Genomic DNA, 14,541 nt, shown 5'->3' on the forward strand with positions numbered 1-14,541 from the left:
ATCAGATTGCCCTGCATGGCGGTCAGCGGCACCAGCAGCGGCGCGCGGGTCAGCGTGACTGCCAGGATGACCACCCCGCCTTCGGCGCCGAGCTGGTTGGAGGTCGCCTTCAGCAGCACCGGAAAGCCCATCACCAAAATCGCGCTGGCTCCCGCAGCGGTGATCGAATGGGCGGCCCCGCGCAGGAATGTCGCGGTGCCGCCCGGGGTCAGTAGCCGGGCCGCGGCCCGGGTTGTCGGCGAGGCCACCATCATGACCAGCCAGGCCACCGCGCCTGCGACGGTGGCCCACAGGAATCCCACCAGGCCCCAGCCGATCACGAAGGTGGCCACCGCGACCGCCACCCGGATCACCGCATCGGTGACCATCAGTGCCCCGTACTGGGTCCAATGGTTGGCCCCGGCCAGCATGCCCAGCAACGTGGCGTGCAAGCAGAAACCGGCAAGCCCGACGCTGAGCAGGCCCACCGAAAGCCAGTGAGCTTCGGCGAACACCCGAGTGCTCCACAGCGGTGAACCACCGGCGATCACCGCGGCCGCGCCGATTCCGACCATGCCGGCCACCCGCATTGGATGGGTGCGTCGGCCCGGCACGACTTCGGCTCGGCTTTCGTAGCCCGCGGCACGGACTTCCCGCGTGGTCTCCTGTAGCAGGCCGTTGGCCGCCCCGGTGACCAGGCCGAACGCTCCCCAAAAGACCGCGAAGACCGAAAAGCCCGCCGGAGCCAGGTCGCGGGCCGCCAGGTAGACCACCGCGTAGCCGCACAGGGCGGTCAGCACGGTCGCCGTACCCACCCGGGCGACGCTGCCGCGGGCGATCGGGCTGGCGGAGGCTCCAATGCCGGCGGTCCCGCCGCCGAGTTCGGTCACGGTTCGAAAATACTCACAGCCATTACTGCGCCCAGCAAGCTGCGGTGACCCCGACCTGACAGACTGTGCCCGGAGGGGAGTATTCCTCCCGCCGCGGTGTCGTCATCACGTCACCCACCGCCGGGCGACCGGGACCGCGGGCCTTTGCGGCTCTGGTCGCAACGGTGGAAGAGACCTCTGGCGTTTCAGCGACCGGAGGCCTCTGTTGTCTGTGTCCGTGCTCGAATGGGTCGTCACTCTGGGTGCGACGACTGCAGTGCTGTTGTTCGACATCGCGGTTATGGCGCGCCGGTCCGGGGAACCGACGATGCGCCGTTGCGCCATCGCGTTATCGGCCTATGTCGGACTCGCGGTGTGCTTCGGGATCTGGACGGGGTACTTCCACGGAAAGCAGTTCGCCCTGCAATTCTTCGCGGGATGGCTCACCGAGTACAGCCTGTCGATCGACAACCTGTTCGTCTTCATCATCATCATGACGAGCTTCAACGTGCCCAAGGTGTACCAGCGCCAAGCGTTGTTTGTCGGTATCGTGATCGCGCTGATTTTCCGCGGCATCTTCATCGCGCTTGGCGCCGCAGCCCTCCAGCGGTTCTCCTGGGTCTTCTACCTTTTCGGCGCATTTCTGGTTTACACCGCAATCAGATTGGCGCGCGGCGCCGAGCACGACGCGAACATCGAGAACGCGGCCGTCCGGTTCGCTCGCCGCCACCTGAATGCCACCGATAGCTGGGACGGTCTCAAGCTCTACGTCAAAGAGGGCTCGCAGCGGTCGATGACCCCGATGTCTCTCGTCGTCGTCGCACTCGGCGTCGCCGACCTGATCTTCGCCCTTGACTCCATTCCCGCGATCTTCGGGCTCACTCGTGAGCCCTATTTGGTGTTGGCTGCCAACGTATTTGCCTTGATGGGCTTGCGGCAGCTGTACTTCTTGCTCGCAAATCTGTTGCGGCGGCTGGTTTATCTGTCCAAAGGCCTTGGCGTCATCTTGTTGTTCATCGGGATCAAGCTGACGTTGCAGGCATTGCGGGAAAACAATCTGCCGTTCATCAACGGCGGCAAGCACGTCGATGTTCCTGAGGTCCCGACGTTGCTCACGCTGGCGGTCATCGTGGTGACCCTCGCCATCGCAGCGGCCGCCAGCCTCTACGCCACCCGGGACGGCCGGAGCGACTGAGCCTCGATTGCCGGGCTCCTCCCCGGGCCGTTGCACGGCCCGCATCGTCGCCCGGCTACGCCCCGATCTGACCGGCGATGCGTCGTTCGATGCTGGCCCGTGCGGAGGCCGGCAACACGATCAGTCCGTCGAGTTCCCGGCTCGCCCGCGCATAGGCGTTCTGCCGCTCCTGGGGGGAAGCGGCCTCGTCCTGGGCAAGCTGCAGCAGGTGCTGGGCTCGCGCCAGCCGTTGTTGGTCATTTTCGGAGAAGTCGCTGCGCCGCCGGCGAATCGCTTCAGTCTCGGCTACCTCGAATGCGCTGACGTACTCGTGCACGGCATCGCGGTATTCCAGTTGCGCGGTCCGATCGCTGAGCAGGTCCTCGGGCCGTTCCGGGCGCAGCAGATCGGCCTGCCGCTTCGCCCGATGGAAAGCGATGGTCAGCGGATTGCGCATGTCCGTCATCAGTGGGAAGTCGAGCAGTTTGGCGATGTCGACCTCATACTCCAGCCAGCGGGCGTCGGTCCCATCGTGCGCGGCGAGGAGTTTGGCAACCTCGCGCCGGTAGCCGTCCTTAATGTCTGGGTTATCTCGCCGTCGCCCGTTGGCTTCGGCGATCGCGATCTTGGCCTGCTGCTTGAGCCGGTACCGTTCGAGCCGCCGTTCGGCCCGGCGCTCGTTGGCCGTGGCGATCGCGCGGACGGCCCCGCCGATCGCGCCGCCCAGCGGAAACACCAGCCACCAGAAGTTCGCGGCGAAATGAAAAAGCGGGCCCATCTTGTCAGGATGCCACCTGAGGCGCTACCGACTCGACCCCAAAGCTAGGTAGATCAGCCTCGCGAATTTCGCTCTGCGCGAAGATAGCGAAACCGTCGCTGCGGTGACGTTTGATCTGCGAGGGGAAGCGGTGGTGGTCATCGTGGACCTGCCCAGTGATCGCGAGGATTCGGCACTCGGGGCTCGGTGACCGGGCCCGCTGAGACGCCGACGGCGAGACCGAGTTCCTGGGCCGCGCGGCATATCGCCCGTTACACACTGCCGAAGGAGATTGTTTTCTGCACGCGGGTGCAACGGTCTCCGTCTGCGAGGCCGACTACCGATGGGCGAAAGCTCGAGTGACAGTGGGGTTTTAAGCTCAATATGCGGCGCAGCCGTGGGTCGGGTGACATACGCTCGAAGAGCTCACCCAAGGAAGCGCTTGCGGAGCTTGCCGAACGCCCCGGGGTCGCCACAGGCCTGGTACCTTTCGTGGAGTTCCCGTGCCAGCGTCGGGATCGGGCTGGTCGTGGTGTCCAGTTCGAAGTCATACTCGAGATCGGCATGTGCGGCCCGGGCGCTTCCCCGGTTCCACCCAGCGTGGCGGTCGCCGCGCTTTGCCTCCCTACGGGCGCCCTCCTCGTCCGATACGTTGACCCCCACCAGCCAGACCCTGCAGCCCTCGAAGATTCGGAGCGCGTCCACAAGCCATTCACGTTTCCAGATCACGTCGTCGGCGATGACGTTCATGCCGTCGTCCAGGAAGGCCCTGATGGCCCGGTAGCGGGCGTGCATGGTCTTGTCCAGGAGGGGACCGGGGTGCACGGTGAACCACTCCCGACCGTCGGCCTCGACCACGCTGTCCCAGGTGTAGTACTCGGGGCGCACCCGCTCCAGGTTGAGCTGGCCCGGCGGGAGCGCTAACCAGAACACGTCGATGCCTATGTGCATCCAGCACTCGGGCGCGATGTCCTGAAAGGCCCGGGCAAGCGACGTCTTCCCCGAGCTGGAGCCGCCGTTCAGGACCATCAGCTTGCCTTTGACCATAACTGCCCGCGGTTACCGTACCTGCTGGTTCGGGCCGACTCGCCGCCGGCGCCAGGCCGCAGCCGAAAAGCCCTGAGCCACTGGCTTTTCAGGCATGCTGCCGATTGACCTGTGCCCGTTGCGTCAGTGTCCGGTGCTCTTGAACCGCTCTATGGACCGCAACACTTCTTCTTCGGCTGCTTTGCGGTCCACCCAGTCGGCGGCCTTCACGTACTTGCCCGGCTCCAGCGCCTTGTACTGCGAGAAGAAGTGCTTGATCTCGTCGAGCTCGGACTCCGGGACGTCTCCGATGTCCTGGATGTGATCCCAGCGGTGGTCCTTGGCCGGAACACACAGCACCTTGTCGTCGCCGCCGGCTTCGTCAGTCATCCGGAACATGCCGACCGGCCGCGCCTTTACCAGCACGCCCGGGAACACCGACTGGGGCAGCAGGACCAGGGCGTCCAGAGGGTCGCCGTCCTCGCCCAGCGTGTCGTCGATGAAGCCGTAGTCGGTCGGATAGGCCATCGACGTATAGAGATAGCGGTCCAGGAAAACCCGTCCCGTCTCGTGGTCGACCTCGTATTTGTTTCGTGAACCCTTGGGGATCTCGATGATGACGTCGAATTGCACCGGCTCGGCTCCTTGGGCTGGGGTGGTCGCTGCTCGTGGGCCTATGTCGAGCCTCAACCCTAGTCCAGCAGTCGGGTGCCGAAGGCAGCTCCCGCACTGCGCCAATCGGCGGGTATTTCGGCACAATAGGCGCAAAGAAGTCAGGAGAGTTATGCGTCCCACTCAGTGGCGGCCGTCTACGCACCTGATCGTGGGAGTGGGCGTGCTGGCGATCGTTGCCGCCGTGGTTGCGGCAACGGCGTTGTTCACCGCTAACGGTCGCGGCGCAAGCGGCGCCCAGATCCCACCCCCGCCGCCCGCCGTCACCGCCAAGCCGAGCATCCTCCCGGTGGCCGCCACCGCGCCGGTGCCGACCCAGTCCGCGCTGGCCGCGACGCTGGCGGCGGTGGTGGCCGACCCCAACCTCGGCAAGCTGGGCGGGCGGGTCACTGACGCGATCACCGGCGAAGAACTCTGGCGCGAGCTTGATGACGTGGGGCTGAAACCGGCGTCGACGAACAAAACGCTCACCGCCGCCGCCGCGCTGTTGGCGCTGGACCGCGAGGCACGGGTCACCACCCGGGTTGTGGCGGCCGACCAGCCCGGCACCATCGTGCTGGTGGGGGGCGGCGACCCGACGCTGTCGGGGGCTCCGCCCGGGCAGGACACCTGGTATCACGGTGCGGCGCGGATCAGCGACCTCGCCGATCAGGTACGCCGAAGCGGCGTGACACCGACGGCGGTGCAGGTGGACACCTCGCTGTTCAGTGGCCCGAGCATGGCGCCCGGCTGGGATCCAGCCGATATCGACGGCGGCGATATCGCGCCGATCGAATCGGTCATGCTCGACGCCGGACGGATCCAGCCCGCGACCGATGAGTCCCGCCGGTCGGTGACCCCGGCCCTCGACGCGGGACACGCGCTGGCCGCCGCACTCGGCGTTGATCCGCAGCAGGTGACCATCGCCAGCCATCCCGCATCCTCCGGTGCGCGACAGCTGGCCGCTGTCCGGTCGGCCCCGCTGATCGAGCGGCTGAACGAGATGATGAGCGTCTCCGACAACGTGATGGCCGAATGCATCGCCCGTGAAGTGGCGGCGTCCATGCAGCGGTCGCTGAGCTTCGCCGGCGCCGTCGAGGCGGTGACCAACCGATTGAACACCGCGCACATCGACACCCGCAGCACGGTATTGCAGGACTCCAGCGGGTTGTCGGTCGACGACCGCCTAAGCGCCAAGACCCTCGACGCCGTGGTGCAAGCCGCGGCCGGGCCCGATCAGCCCTCGCTGCGGCCGCTACTGGACCTGCTGCCGATCGCCGGTGGCAGCGGCACGCTGTCCGACCGATTTCTGGACACGCCCGCCAACACCGGGCCCGCCGGCTGGTTGCGGGCCAAAACCGGTTCGCTGACGGCCACGAACGCGTTAGCTGGTGTGGTGACCGACCGCAGTGGACGGGTGTTGACCTTCGCGCTGATTTCCAACGACGCCGGCCCGACCGGCCGCACCGCGATTGACGCGGTGGCGGCCACCCTATGGTCGTGCGGATGCGCAACGTGACCGCGTCGGCGGATTTGACCGTCGGGCGCACTGTCGACTGGGGATTCGCGTCGACGGTCGGCCAGTGGCTGGCCCGTCCCGGTCCGCCGTCCACCGACTACACCCGTCACCAGGTGATCGACAACCTGGCTTCCGCCGCCAAGGCGGCTGAACCGCCGGTGCGTGAGGTAACCGGTCTTCAGACCAACGGCGCTGTTCCCGAGGCTCGCATCGTCGACCGGCCGGGGTGGATCCGGGCGGCTGCCGAGTCGATGCGGGTAATGACCGGCGGAACCGACAAGCCGCGCAGTGTGATCTCCGGACGGGTCACCGGCGCGCAGACCGGTGCTGTACTGGCGTTCGTCGCATCGGGGATCCTCGGCCAGTACGACCCGTTCGCCGCCTCCAATGACGGCGGTGCCTTGCTGCTGGTGTATCCCAATGTCATTGCGGTCGAACGGCAATTGCGGGTGGAGCCGTCCGATTTCCGGTTGTGGGTGTGCCTGCACGAGGTCACCCATCGGGTGCAGTTCACCGCCAATCCGTGGTTGTCCGGCTACATGTCGCAAGCGCTGGGCGTGTTGACTCAGGAGGGCGGCGAAGACGTGGCCCAGGTGGTGAGCCGACTGGCCGACTTCGTCCGCGGCCGCGGCGAGTCGTCGCCGGCCGGCACCGACGCACACTCGACGGGCGTGCTGGGCTTGCTGCGTGCGGTGCAGTCCGAACCTCAGCGTGAAGCCCTGGATCAATTGTTGGTGCTGGGCACACTGTTGGAGGGCCATGCCGACCACGTGATGGATGCCGTTGGGCCCGTTGTAGTGCCATCGGTCGCAACCATCCGGCGCCGCTTCGACGAGCGTCGTCACCGCAAGCAGCCGCCGCTTCAACGGCTGCTGCGCGCATTACTGGGCATCGAAGCCAAGTTGAGCCAATACACCCGGGGCAAGGTCTTCGTCGACCATGTGGTGGGCCGGGTCGGGATGGAGCGGTTCAACACCGTCTGGACCGGTCCGGACACCCTGCCCCGGCCGGCTGAGATCGAACACCCGCAACGATGGATCGACCGGGTGCTGTAGCCGAGCTCCGCTCGGCTGTGGCGGCGTTCGCCAAGGAATACCTCGCCACTGCCGATCGCTGGTGCGTGGCGCTCTCCGGGGGCCCGGACTCGCTGGCGCTCACCGCCGTCGCGGCCGCGGTGCTGCCGACCACCGCGCTGATCGTGGACCACGGTTTACAAGCCGGGTCGGCGGTAGTAGCCGGGACCGCGCAACGCCAAGCCAAGGAATTGGGATGCGTTGAGGCGCAGGTGCTTTGCGTACAGGTCAGCGGAGACGGCGGTCCGGAGGGCGCCGCGCGCAATGCTCGCTACCGCGCGCTGGAGACTGTCCGTCGCGGACGTCCGGTGCTTTTGGCTCATACCCTCGACGATCAGGCCGAGACGGTGTTGCTCGGGCTTGGCCGCGGTTCGGGTGCTCGATCGATCGCCGGAATGCGTCCCCACGACCCGCCGTGGTGTCGACCGTTGCTGGGTGTGCGGCGCAGCGTGACGCACGCGGCGTGCGCGGAGCTGGGCCTGACTGCATGGCAGGACCCGCACAACACCGACCGCCGCTTTACTCGGACGCGGCTGCGCCATGAGGTGCTGCCGCTGCTGGAAGAGGTGCTCGGCGGTGGCGTGGCCGAGGCGCTGGCTCGCACCGCCACCGCGCTGCGCGAGGACACCGAGCTGGTCGACGCCCTGATCGCGCAGGCAATGACCACATCGGCGACCGCCGAGGGACTCGACGCCCGGGCGTTGACGGCGCTGCCCGACCCGGTTAGTCGTGGCGTCATCCGCAGCTGGCTGCTTGCCGGCGGCGCAATTGGGCTGACCGACAAGCAGATTCGCGGTGTGGACAGGCTGGTCTCCGCTTGGCGTGGCCAGGGCGGAGTGGCCGTCGGCTCCACACTGCGCAATCAGCGGTTGGTCGCCGGCCGAAGTGGCGGGCTTTTGACGTTGCGTCAAGAGCCGGTCAGCCCGGCGACGATGCAGAGCGCGCAGCGCGATGAGGTGGGGGTACCTCCCGCTTGCGGGGGAGAGTCGGGCAATCAAACGTAAGCCGACCACCGTTGGTTGTCAGCGCGGTGGCATGGCACGCTGTGGGCGTGGCAGCGGAATCGCCGGAGCTGTACCCCGGGGACATCAAATCGGTGTTGCTGCGCGAGGAGGAGATCCAGACCCGCATCGCCGAGCTCGGTGCGCAGATCGGCGCAGACTACCGCGGACTCTCCGGTGCCGACGACCAGGACCTGCTGTTGATCACCGTGCTCAAGGGCGCGGTCATGTTTGTCACCGACCTGGCACGCGCGATCTCGCTGCCGAAGCAGTTCGAGTTCATGGCCGTCAGTTCCTATGGAACGTCGACGTCATCGTCGGGCGTGGTGCGCATTCTCAAAGACCTCGACCGCGATATCAACGACCGGAATGTGCTGATCGTCGAGGACGTCGTCGACTCGGGGCTGACGCTGTCGTGGTTGTCGCGCAACCTGGCCACCCGGCATCCGCATTCACTGCGGGTGTGCACGCTGCTGCGCAAACCCGACGCGCTGCGCTCCAACGTGGACATCGCTTACGTGGGTTTTGATATCCCCAACGAGTTCGTTGTGGGCTACGGCCTGGATTACGACGAGCGTTATCGCGACCTGCCCTACATCGGAACCCTGGACCCCAGGGTCTACCAGGACTGAGCTTCCTTACTGCAATTGCCAGACGGCGGTGACCGACAAGCTCACCGTCTGCTGGCCGGGCTCTAGTGGGACGCTGGCCTCCAGGCCGCTTCGTGGCGGCGCCGGAGGCATGGTGGCCGGCCCGCCCGATGCCTCCGAGATCGAGATGATCTTGCCCAGTTTGAGGCCGGACAGCTGCGCGTACTGGTCGGCCCGGTCCTTGGCGTCCTGGAAGGCGTGCGCACGCGCGTCCTTGACCAGCTTCGAGTCATCGGCGATGGAGTAGCTGACCGAGTGGATCCGGGTGGCGTCGCCGCCGGTACTGACGATCACGGCCAGCACGTGCGACGCTGAGTCGGCTGGGTGGATCTTGACTCGGATCGAGTTGCCGGCGCGATACCCGGTGATGGTGTCCCCCGAACTGTCGTGCTCGGGTTGCAGGCTGACCTCGGTGGTGCTGATGTCCTTGCGGTCGACGCCGGCGCCCGTCAGGGCATTGATGACCGCCTGCTGGCGGTCGTTGGTCTGGTTCATCGCCATGGTGACGTCCGGCGCGGTGAACTCGATGCCAACGTCGGCGGTGAGGGTGTCCGGGACGCCTTGCACCTGACCTGAGCCGACGACAGTCACTTCGCGGGGGTTGTCCCCGACCCGTCCCGCGTGGCTGTCGCAGCCGGCCGAGACGGCAGCCGTGAGACCGAAGGCGAGCGCGATTCGAATCAGCAGTCTGGCGCGTTCGGGGATCGGCATGATCGCACCCTAGCCCCTTTCGCGACGCGATTCGTCAAGTGTCATCCCACCCCGGGTGGGGTGGGGTATAGTCGGATCCGTGCAGAACTGGAGTGAGGTATGAGCGAGGAATTGACCGCGAAGAAGCGGGCGGTGGTGAACCGGCTGAAAACGGTTCGAGGCCACCTTGACGGCATCATTCGGATGGTGGAGTCCGACGCATACTGCGTGGACGTGATGAAGCAGGTCTCAGCCGTTCAGTCCTCGCTGGAGCGGGCCAATCGGGTGATGTTGCACAACCACCTCGAAACGTGCTTTTCCTCTGCCGTGCTGGATGGCCGCGGGCAAGCGGCCATCGACGAGCTGGTTGATGCGATCAAGTTCACGCCAGCGCTGACGGGGCCGCAGGCGCAGCTGAGCGGTGCTGCTGTCGGCGAATCGACTGATGACCAGCTAGCGACGACAGGCAGCGCGGCCCAGAGCTAGACCTGGCGACTAGGACGGTGACCGTCCCCAACCTTGTTGTGGTTCAACGATATTGAAGGGAGCGTTCGTGATGATCGCTTTGCATGGACTCTTGGCGAAAGCGGCGCCCACTGTGGTGACCGGTGCGGTCGGTGTTGCGGCGTATGAAGCGCTGCGCAAGGGCTTGGCGAAGGCTCCGCTGCGCGCGGCGACTGTCACCGTGACCGCCTGGGGCATGCGCTTTGCCCGTGAGGCCGAGCGCAAGGCACAGCAGAGCGCTGAGCAGGCCCGACTGACGGCCGCCGATGTGATCGCCGAGGCGAAAGAGCGTATCGGCGAGGATGTTACGCCGCTGGTGGTGGTGGACTCGGGCAACAACGATGCCCACTGACACTCTCGCTGACGCCGACATCGCGCTAAACGTTGTTTCCGATGCGGCGGGCCGAATGCGTGTGCACGCCACCGGGTTTCGTTTCGACGAGATTCGGGCCGTAGCGATCGAGGACTCGGTCGCCAAGGTGACGGGCGTGTGCGCCGTGTATGCCTATCCGCGTACGGCATCGGTGGTGATCTTTTTCTCGCCGGATGGGCGCGATCCCGATGCCGTATTGTCGGCGATCGCCGATGCGAGGCACATCCCTGCAGAGCTGGTGCCGGCCCGTGACCCGCACTCCGCTGGTGCACGCAAAACCGTTGTGGTGCAGAAGATCACCGGCGGAATCCGTCGCTTGCTAGGCGGCTCGCCAGACGGCGACGAGGTAAGCCAGACAGCGGGCTGCGGTGCGCCGGGGCCCGCGAGCTCATGCGGGGTGTCGCCGGCCGAGGAGAGCAGGCGTCAGCAGCGGACATGGTTGCGGCGAGTGTGGCTGGCCGTGCCGCTGTCGCTGCTGTCGTTTGGGTTGACCACATTCTTGGCCCCGTACCCGTGGGCAAAATGGTTGGCCTTCGCCGCGACGATACCGGTGCAATTCGTGGCTGGGTGGCCGGTTCTCACAGGGGCGGTGCAGCAGGCGCGCGCCGGCAGCGCGAATATGGACACGCTGATCGCGCTGGGCACGATGACCGCCTTCACCTACTCCGTCTATCAGTTATTCACGGGCGGACCCGTATATTTCGACACCGCCGCACTCATCAGCGCATCGGTTGTATTGGGCCGCTATTTCGAGGCCAGAGCGCAGGGCAAGGCGTCCGAGGCAATCAGCAAGCTGCTGGAGATGGGTGCCAAGGAAGCCTGCCTGCTCGTCGGCGAACAGGAAATTCTCGTCCCCATCGATCAGGTCCAAGTCGGGGATCTGGTACGAGTGCGGCCGGGAGAGAAGATCCCGGTCGACGGTGAGGTCACCGACGGACGCGCGGCTGTCGACGAGTCGATGCTTACCGGCGAGTCCGTTCCGGTTGGGAAGACCGTGGGCGACCATGTCGCAGGAGCAACGGTCAACCTCGACGGGCTATTGACAGTGCGCGCCACCGCCGTTGGAGCCGACACCGCGCTGGCGCAAATCGTGCGCCTGGTTGAGCAGGCACAGGGCCGCAAGGCCCCGGTCCAGCGGATGGTCGACCGAGTATCGGCGGTGTTCGTGCCGGCCGTGATTGGTGTTGCCGCCACGACGTTTGTCGGGTGGACGCTGTTGGCCGCCAACCCGGTGGGCGGCATGACCGCCGCGATTTCGGTGCTGATGATTGCGTGTCCGTGTGCGCTGGGTCTGGCCACCCCGACGGCGATCACCGTCGGCACCGGTCGAGGCGCCGACTTGGGGATCCTGGTCAAAGGCGGCGACGTGCTGGAAGCCTCCAAGAGGATCGACACCGTGGTGTTCGACAAGACTGGCACCCTCACGCGGGCCCACATGCAGCTCACCGATGTCATTGTCGGCAGGCGGCGCCAGCCCGATGTGGTGTTGCGGATCGCGGCGGCAGTGGAGTCGGGCTCTGAGCACCCCATCGGCGCGGCGATCGTCGCCGGTGCGCTCGGGCGAGGATTAAAGATACCGCCCGTCACGGAGTTCGCCAGCCTCGCCGGACACGGGGTGCGGGCGCAGGTCGACGGGCGGTCCGTGCTGGTGGGACGGCGCAAGCTCATCGACGAGCATGAGTTGTCGGTGCCTGACCACCTCGCCCTGGCGGCCCTCGAGTTGGAAGAGCAGGGCCGCACCGCGGTTTTCGTTGGCCGCGAGGACCAGGTCGTGGGTGTGCTCGCGGTGGCCGACACGGTCAAGGATGACGCCGTCGACGTGGTGCGTCAGCTGCACGCGATGGGACTGCAGGTGGCGATGATCACCGGCGATAACGCCCGCACGGCGGCCGCGATCGCCAAGCAGGTCGGCATCGATCGGGTGCTGGCCGAGGTGTTGCCGCAGGACAAAGTGACGGAAATCCAGCGGCTGCAGGGCGAGGGCCGTGTGGTCGCGATGGTTGGTGACGGCGTCAACGACGCGCCCGCCTTGGTGCAAGCCGATCTGGGCATTGCAATCGGCAGCGGCACCGATGTCGCGATCGAGGCCTCCGACATCACGCTGATGTCCGGGCGGCTCGACGGTGTGGTGCGCTCGATCCAGCTGTCGAGGCAGACCCTGCGGACGATCCATCAGAATCTCGGCTGGGCCTTCGGTTACAACACCGCCGCGATTCCCCTTGCCGCACTGGGCGTGCTGAATCCGATCGTTGCGGGCGCAACAATGGGGCTATCCTCGGCCAGTGTGGTGACAAACTCGCTGCGGCTGCGACGCTTCGGGCGCGACGCGTGAAAGTCGCTTGTACCACGTCGATTTCGGGCGGCCGGGTATCGAATGATTCATGACATCGTGATCCGGTGGGTGGTCATCGGACTGTTTGCGCTGACTGCTCTCGAATACGGGGTAGCGGTCATCACCAAACCCCGACCGTGGACGTCGGCCGTCAACCATGCACTGCATTTCGTCATGGCCGTCGCGATGGTGGTGATGGCCTGGCCGTGGAGCGCAAAGCTTCCGACGACGGAACCTGCGGTGTTTTTCCTGCTCGCCGCCGTGACGTTTGCAGTGATGGCCATCTTTGCAATCCGCACGACCTCCCGGCGGGAGCTGTACGCCTATCACGGGCTGATGATGCTGGCGACGGCCTGGATGTACGTCGTCATGGACGATCACCTGATGCCGGCCAGAACGAGCGCTCGGCCGGATATGTCGATGCCGGGCATGGAGATGTCTGCGATGAACATGCCGGCAACCAACTTGGCCACATGGGTCAGCGTCGTGGGCTGGTTCGGTGCAGTCGGTTTCGGGGTTGCAGCGGTCTTCTGGACTTGCCGCTATGTCCTTGATCGGCGCCGTAAGACGGCCCCGCGCCGATCGCTGGGTGACCTGGGTCAGGCGATGATGGCCGCGGGTATGGCTATCTTCTTCGTCGCCACGCTATCTCCGATCTGAGCGCCTGAGTCGCATCCTCGGAATCTAAATAATGCTATCTACGTACGGAGATAGTAGTCTTTTTTTGCGGCGAGCAGACTCCTCAACGGGTACCCGTCTCACTACTCCCGCGCCGATTCAGTGACAGGGTAACCACCGTTCGCGGCAGGAAGGACAGGGAAGTCATGAGACAACAGTTGGTGAGGCTGAGCGCGGCCGCAGTCGTGGCCACCGTGACACTCAGCGCGTGTAGCAGCTCAGGTAATCAGGCCGCGACAAAGTCTCCGTCGACCTCGCCCGCGCAAGCGCACAACTCAACTGACATTACGTTTGCCCAAAACATGATGCCCTGCCATAAGCAGGCCATCCAGATGAGTGACATCATCCTGACCAAGCAGGGCTTGGACCCGCGGGTGGTACAGGTGGCAAACCAGATTAAGGCTGCGGAGGGCCCCGACGTCCAGGGGATGCAGAGTTGGCTGAGCCAGTGGCAACAGCCGACGACGCCGATGACGCCCAGCTCAGCCGCCGGGATGCCCGCAATGCAAGGGATGGCGGGGATGATGTCGCCCGAGCAAATTACGGCTTTGCAGAACGCCCAAGGTGCCGATGCCAGCAAGCAATTCCTGACGATGATGATCCAAAACCATCAGCACGCAGTCATGTTGGCGCAGAGCGAAATTGATTCCGGTCAGTACCCTCCGGCTGTTGCGATGGCGCATTCAATCGCCACGGGCGAACAACAGGAGGTCAACACCATGCAGGGCATCCTGGGGTAGATGACGCGAAGGAAGCCGAGCTCATCAAGTGCGGCGCCGCCGTGGCACGGGGATGGGGTTGTCCTCGGTCGGCGTTTTAAGCAGCCGGGGAGTGAATTCGGTTGCAGATCGTATGTATTGGGCTTTCAGCCACTCAGGGCGGTCCCATCATGCGACCTGGTCCCATCATGCCCGGCCCCATCATGCCCGAACCAATCATCCCCCGCATCATCGGCGGCATGCCGTCGCGTACAAACCCAGTCACTTCCTGGGCGTGCGCACGGATGGCCGCTACCAGCTGGGGATCATCTGCGGTTTCCTCTGCGATCACGCCGGTGGGCGTGAGTGTGAGCTGACGGCGGTATCCGTCGGCGCGGCGGAAGAGCGTCGGCAGGCTGTCGCTCATGCACATGACTTCGCCGCCCTGTTCGAGGTGGGAATACATGCTCGAGACGTGCGCCTTGAGCTGCGCAGCAAGTTCTGGGGAATCGGATTGAGTGGTGGTGCGAATGCCACCTGGGATCTCCTCGACGGTGCGGGTTAACT

The 14,541-nt window shown here is 65.6% G+C and carries 14 protein-coding genes and 2 pseudogenes; 10 read left to right on the plus strand and 6 right to left on the minus strand.

What is annotated here, in order from left to right:
• Window positions 1–869 (minus strand): hypothetical protein (locus WAN71_RS25500; RefSeq protein ID WP_422227991.1); only part of this gene is annotated, 869 nt, incomplete at its 3' end.
• 205 nt (window positions 870–1,074) lie between these two features.
• Here WAN71_RS25500 and WAN71_RS25505 point away from each other — a divergent pair.
• On the plus strand, window positions 1,075–2,043 hold the full coding sequence (locus tag WAN71_RS25505; protein WP_422227992.1) for a TerC family protein: 969 nt from the start codon (window positions 1,075–1,077) through the stop codon (window positions 2,041–2,043).
• Between the two features lie 55 nt (window positions 2,044–2,098).
• On the opposite strand, the gene WAN71_RS25510 is transcribed toward WAN71_RS25505, so the two are convergent.
• The 3 genes from WAN71_RS25510 to WAN71_RS25520 all read right to left on the minus strand — a co-directional run bounded on the left by WAN71_RS25510 (window position 2,099) and on the right by WAN71_RS25520 (window position 4,438).
• Entirely contained in the window at window positions 2,099–2,800 is a 702-nt protein-coding gene (locus tag WAN71_RS25510) for a hypothetical protein (RefSeq protein WP_422227993.1), read from the minus strand.
• 405 nt (window positions 2,801–3,205) lie between these two features.
• Complete coding sequence (locus WAN71_RS25515; RefSeq protein ID WP_422227994.1) at window positions 3,206–3,826, minus strand: phosphotransferase-like protein; 621 nt, start codon at window positions 3,824–3,826, stop codon at window positions 3,206–3,208.
• 123 nt (window positions 3,827–3,949) lie between these two features.
• A complete protein-coding gene (locus tag WAN71_RS25520; protein WP_422227995.1) occupies window positions 3,950–4,438 on the minus strand; it encodes an inorganic diphosphatase in 489 nt (162 codons plus the stop codon).
• A 151-nt stretch (window positions 4,439–4,589) separates the two neighbouring features.
• Here WAN71_RS25520 and dacB point away from each other — a divergent pair, with 151 nt between their 5' ends.
• The 4 genes and pseudogenes from dacB (at window position 4,590) to hpt (ending at window position 8,681) form a co-directional block, all read left to right on the plus strand.
• Window positions 4,590–5,975, plus strand: coding sequence for a D-alanyl-D-alanine carboxypeptidase/D-alanyl-D-alanine endopeptidase (gene dacB, locus WAN71_RS25525; RefSeq protein ID WP_422227996.1), 1,386 nt, complete (start codon window positions 4,590–4,592; stop codon window positions 5,973–5,975).
• Window positions 5,963–7,030, plus strand: coding sequence for a zinc-dependent metalloprotease (locus WAN71_RS25530; protein WP_422227997.1), 1,068 nt, complete (start codon window positions 5,963–5,965; stop codon window positions 7,028–7,030). Before dacB ends, WAN71_RS25530 begins: the two co-directional genes overlap by 13 nt.
• Window positions 7,009–7,968, plus strand: a pseudogene (gene tilS, locus WAN71_RS25535) (tRNA lysidine(34) synthetase TilS); the annotation flags it as partial. The gene WAN71_RS25530 and the pseudogene tilS, both read left to right, overlap by 22 nt.
• A 53-nt stretch (window positions 7,969–8,021) precedes the next feature.
• Entirely contained in the window at window positions 8,022–8,681 is a 660-nt protein-coding gene (hpt, locus tag WAN71_RS25540) for a hypoxanthine phosphoribosyltransferase (RefSeq protein WP_422227998.1), read from the plus strand.
• Between the two features lie 6 nt (window positions 8,682–8,687).
• Here the strand turns inward: hpt and WAN71_RS25545 are convergent, their stop codons facing one another.
• The gene (locus WAN71_RS25545; protein WP_422227999.1) at window positions 8,688–9,410 is read right to left on the minus strand and encodes an SIMPL domain-containing protein; all 723 of its coding nucleotides are present in this window, start codon (window positions 9,408–9,410) and stop codon (window positions 8,688–8,690) included.
• Window positions 9,411–9,509: 99 nt separating this feature from the next.
• Here WAN71_RS25545 and csoR point away from each other — a divergent pair, with 99 nt between their 5' ends.
• From csoR to WAN71_RS25570, 5 genes are all read left to right on the plus strand, one after another.
• A complete protein-coding gene (gene csoR / locus WAN71_RS25550; RefSeq protein ID WP_422228000.1) occupies window positions 9,510–9,875 on the plus strand; it encodes a copper-sensing transcriptional repressor CsoR in 366 nt (121 codons plus the stop codon).
• 73 nt (window positions 9,876–9,948) lie between these two features.
• Window positions 9,949–10,245, plus strand: a complete 297-nt coding sequence (locus tag WAN71_RS25555) for a DUF1490 family protein (protein ID WP_422228003.1) — start codon at window positions 9,949–9,951, stop codon at window positions 10,243–10,245.
• Window positions 10,246–10,300: 55 nt separating this feature from the next.
• Window positions 10,301–12,598 (plus strand): copper-translocating P-type ATPase, encoded by a 2,298-nt coding sequence (locus WAN71_RS25560; protein WP_422228004.1) that lies wholly within the window; start codon window positions 10,301–10,303, stop codon window positions 12,596–12,598.
• Window positions 12,599–12,640: 42 nt separating this feature from the next.
• A complete protein-coding gene (locus tag WAN71_RS25565) occupies window positions 12,641–13,258 on the plus strand; it encodes a DUF5134 domain-containing protein (RefSeq protein ID WP_422228001.1) in 618 nt (205 codons plus the stop codon).
• A 164-nt stretch (window positions 13,259–13,422) separates the two neighbouring features.
• Window positions 13,423–14,016 (plus strand): DUF305 domain-containing protein, encoded by a 594-nt coding sequence (locus WAN71_RS25570; RefSeq protein WP_422228002.1) that lies wholly within the window; start codon window positions 13,423–13,425, stop codon window positions 14,014–14,016.
• 133 nt (window positions 14,017–14,149) lie between these two features.
• Here the strand turns inward: WAN71_RS25570 and WAN71_RS25575 are convergent.
• A pseudogene (locus tag WAN71_RS25575) lies at window positions 14,150–14,541 on the minus strand (hypothetical protein); the annotation flags it as partial.

The sequence above is a fragment of the Mycobacterium sp. genome (assembly GCF_049280035.1).
GTDB lineage: Bacteria > Actinomycetota > Actinomycetes > Mycobacteriales > Mycobacteriaceae > Mycobacterium.

Excerpts from the sequence above, each read along its gene's own strand:
- WAN71_RS25510 (WP_422227993.1), bottom strand. The coding sequence starts at position 2,800 with ATGGGCCCGCTTTTTCATTTCGCCGCGAACTTCTGGTGGCTGGTGTTT.
- WAN71_RS25515 (WP_422227994.1), bottom strand. The coding sequence starts at position 3,826 with ATGGTCAAAGGCAAGCTGATGGTCCTGAACGGCGGCTCCAGCTCGGGG.
- dacB (WP_422227996.1), top strand. The coding sequence starts at position 4,590 with ATGCGTCCCACTCAGTGGCGGCCGTCTACGCACCTGATCGTGGGAGTG.
- WAN71_RS25530 (WP_422227997.1), top strand. The coding sequence starts at position 5,963 with ATGCGCAACGTGACCGCGTCGGCGGATTTGACCGTCGGGCGCACTGTC.
- WAN71_RS25545 (WP_422227999.1), bottom strand. The coding sequence starts at position 9,410 with ATGCCGATCCCCGAACGCGCCAGACTGCTGATTCGAATCGCGCTCGCC.
- csoR (WP_422228000.1), top strand. The coding sequence starts at position 9,510 with ATGAGCGAGGAATTGACCGCGAAGAAGCGGGCGGTGGTGAACCGGCTG.
- WAN71_RS25560 (WP_422228004.1), top strand. The coding sequence starts at position 10,301 with ATGCGTGTGCACGCCACCGGGTTTCGTTTCGACGAGATTCGGGCCGTA.
- WAN71_RS25565 (WP_422228001.1), top strand. The coding sequence starts at position 12,641 with ATGATTCATGACATCGTGATCCGGTGGGTGGTCATCGGACTGTTTGCG.
- WAN71_RS25570 (WP_422228002.1), top strand. The coding sequence starts at position 13,423 with ATGAGACAACAGTTGGTGAGGCTGAGCGCGGCCGCAGTCGTGGCCACC.